Below are 2877 nucleotides of genomic sequence, written 5' to 3'. Positions count from 1 at the left end.
TACCATCTAAATATCGTTTCACCGCTTGGATTTTTTCTTTTGAAGAAAATTTAGCTATAAAAAATGCACCTCCAATTGTTAGACTGTGTCTAACAATTGGGGTGCACTTCAAATTAGTGAAACGGCTTTTTTGTGATGAAATCTAAAAGCTGAAGAATGAGTATCTGCTGTTGTCGCCTTAGAATTAAGTTGGAATCTCTAAAGATCGCGTACGTTCCAAACAATCTCACCACGTTCATCATCCCACGTACTGTGATGACGCTTAAATCCTATCTTTTCTAGTACCCGGAGGGAAGCGATATTCCAAGCGCCTACAGTCGACCAAAGTTTGTGGCGCCCAGTAGCAATCGCAGCGTCCAGTACAACGGATGCCGCCTCAGTTGCATAACCTTTACCATGGGCGCTGCGGAACAACTCGTATGCAATCTCCGGCTCTTCAAGTGTGGAACGACCGATAATTAAGCCGCAGTATCCGATGAAATCGCCTTCGTCTCTCCTCCGAATAGTGAGAAGGGAAATGCCATTTTCGTCTGCCTTTTTGCGCATCTCAATAAGCCGGCTACGAACGGAATCAACGGCTGGAATGTCCACACCACGTTCGCCAATTAATTTGCTCAGCCAAACGGAATCGGATTCCTCCCACATACTAAGCTCAAGTCTTTCGGTTTTCAGCTGGAAGGCCATAGGTTTAAATAAAGATGGCATAGTGGTACCTCCTAGTTATATGACTGGATTCATAATAGCTTCGCATCTCAACACCACATCTGGTTGGAAACCTGATTCATTCGCGAATTTATAGCAACAGCGTACAAAAAATAGTGATATTTTATCAGCTATTTGCCGTGTAGTAAAATCCCCACTGATTATAGTTTCACTTTATGAATAAGCAATTCCTTTGCAAAATAGACCCTTTTCTTAAACTTTACTTTCAATCTAAAGCCGTCCCGTTATATATACAGGCTCCTACTATTTCTAAATGCATAAAATGTTAAAAGTATGGAGGGATACGATGTATAATCCGAATTATTATGATTGGTATAGACAAAATGATAAGTTGATTAGTGATATTGAAAAAGCTATAAATGGAGAGTATAGCGCTATAAGCTGCTATGCAAAATTAGCGAATATGGCTCCAAATCAAGTAGAACAAAAACAAATTCTTGAAATTCGTAATGATGAAATAAAGCATTTCCACAACTTTGTACAAATTTATACGAACTTAACTGGCAGGCAGCCGAAACCACAAATTACTGAAAACTGCCCAAATACGTATTTACAAGGATTAGAGTTCGCTATACAAGATGAACAAAAGACAGTAGATTTTTATTTGGAAATTTCAGATGAGACATCGGATGCACATTTGAAAGAGTTGTTACGGAGAATAGCTGCGGATGAACAAAATCATGCGGTATGGTTTTTATATTACTTCGTGAAGTCGAAGTGAGCATTAAGAATGAACGACTGATGTGGTGAAGATATTAAAAAATATTTTAAAACGCAGTGAAACAATTGAATGAAATATTTAAATGTAAGCAGAAGGAAACCGTTTCGCTAGTAGTGGAGCGGTTTTTTTATGATGTACATATGTATCGACAAAATATAGTAATTACATTTCATATATAATGTATGAAACGAAAATGAATAAGTTAGGAGCAAGCATATGAAAAGAGGGATTACAGTAGATATTCTAGATGGATATGATAATTTACTTTGGAAAGTATTAAAGCCAATTGATATTACTGTATTTGATTGGAAATTCATAGGAAGGGAGGAAGCTTATATAATAATAGGGAATGAATTAGGTCCAGAATTATTTTCAGAAGATAACGAGATCATGGAAGGATCAGAATTAAAAAAGCTAATAAAAGATAACATATATTATCTTTTATTTTTAGATCTAAAAGCATGTCCAAAAGGAGAGGTACTAGGAGAAATTGCAACATTTGAAGAATTTAAGGAGAGTAAGTGTGAAGTAGTCGTATTAGTAGCGGATGGTGAGTATATACAAATTTATGCGAAAAACCAAGAAGAGATTGAAATGATGTATGAAAACGCAGTGAATCAAGGATTTTATGTAGAATATATTACAGATGAAAATGATGGAAGGACTCGTTTGTCAGTATGGTAGCAATTTGAAAGGGGAAAGGCAATATGGAGAGAAATATAAGTAAAGAATATGCAATTCGAATTGCTACTGAAAATGAAAGTGATAGTATTATCCTTTTATTAAAAGAGGTAGCACAATGGCTACAATATAAAGAAGTGGATCAGTGGCAGTATCTTTTAGGAGAGGAAGCTACGGCTGAAATACTAGAATGTATAAGAGAAAAATGTACATATGTTGTTCTGAAAGAAGCTGAAATAGTTGGTACGGTTACAGTTTCTCCTAAACAAAATGAATGGGATGAGCGTATTTTTGGTAAGGAGGAAGTTTCTAATTCTTTATACATTCATCGATTTGCGGTGAAACGGAAGTATAAGGGAAATGGAATAGGAGAATGGATTTTACGGTGGGTAGAAGAGAATGTACAACATGACAAAGAGTATTTGAAGTTAGATTGCGTGGTGCATAATCGTACGTTGAATGATTTTTATAAGAAAAATGAGTTTGAATATGTTGGGAGTACGGATGGGCTTAGTAAGTTTCAAAAGAAAAGGAGAATGTGAATGCATCCAATTAACGTAAGTTTAGTTGAAAAGTTAATACAGGAACAGTTTCCTGAATGGGTCCATTTAGAAGTGAAGCCTGTAAAGTTTAGTGGGCATGATAATAGAACGTTTCACCTAGGGGATAAGATGAGTGTAAGGTTGCCAAGTGATGCGGCATATGCACCGCAAGTAGAGAAAGAAAATAGTTGGCTTCCTATATTAAGTAAG

General features: G+C 36.2%; 4 protein-coding genes and 1 pseudogene. 4 read left to right on the top strand and 1 reads right to left on the bottom strand.

Translation table 11 applies throughout. The annotated features are described in order from the left end of the window. Positions 1 to 198: 198 nt before the first annotated feature. The gene (locus tag MR170_RS30235) at positions 199 to 705 is read right to left on the bottom strand and encodes a GNAT family N-acetyltransferase (RefSeq protein ID WP_016081068.1); all 507 of its coding nucleotides are present in this window, start codon (positions 703 to 705) and stop codon (positions 199 to 201) included. A gap of 304 nt (positions 706 to 1009) precedes the next feature. On the opposite strand from MR170_RS30235, the gene MR170_RS30230 reads away from it, so the two are divergent. The 4 genes and pseudogenes from MR170_RS30230 to MR170_RS30215 all read left to right on the top strand — a co-directional run. Continuing rightward, a complete protein-coding gene (locus tag MR170_RS30230; protein ID WP_029442713.1) occupies positions 1010 to 1444 on the top strand; it encodes a ferritin-like domain-containing protein in 435 nt (144 codons plus the stop codon). A gap of 216 nt (positions 1445 to 1660) precedes the next feature. Continuing rightward, entirely contained in the window at positions 1661 to 2128 is a 468-nt protein-coding gene (locus MR170_RS30225) for a DUF2691 family protein (protein WP_242310571.1), read from the top strand. A gap of 23 nt (positions 2129 to 2151) precedes the next feature. After that, positions 2152 to 2667, top strand: coding sequence for a GNAT family N-acetyltransferase (locus MR170_RS30220; RefSeq protein ID WP_016081071.1), 516 nt, complete (start codon positions 2152 to 2154; stop codon positions 2665 to 2667). Next, positions 2668 to 2877, top strand: a pseudogene (locus MR170_RS30215) (aminoglycoside phosphotransferase family protein); the annotation flags it as partial. It lies immediately after the preceding gene.

It is taken from the genome of Bacillus cereus group sp. BfR-BA-01524, from assembly GCF_022662595.1.
Taxonomy (GTDB): domain Bacteria; phylum Bacillota; class Bacilli; order Bacillales; family Bacillaceae_G; genus Bacillus_A; species Bacillus_A thuringiensis_S.
This window is presented reverse-complemented; position numbering and strand designations above follow the sequence as displayed.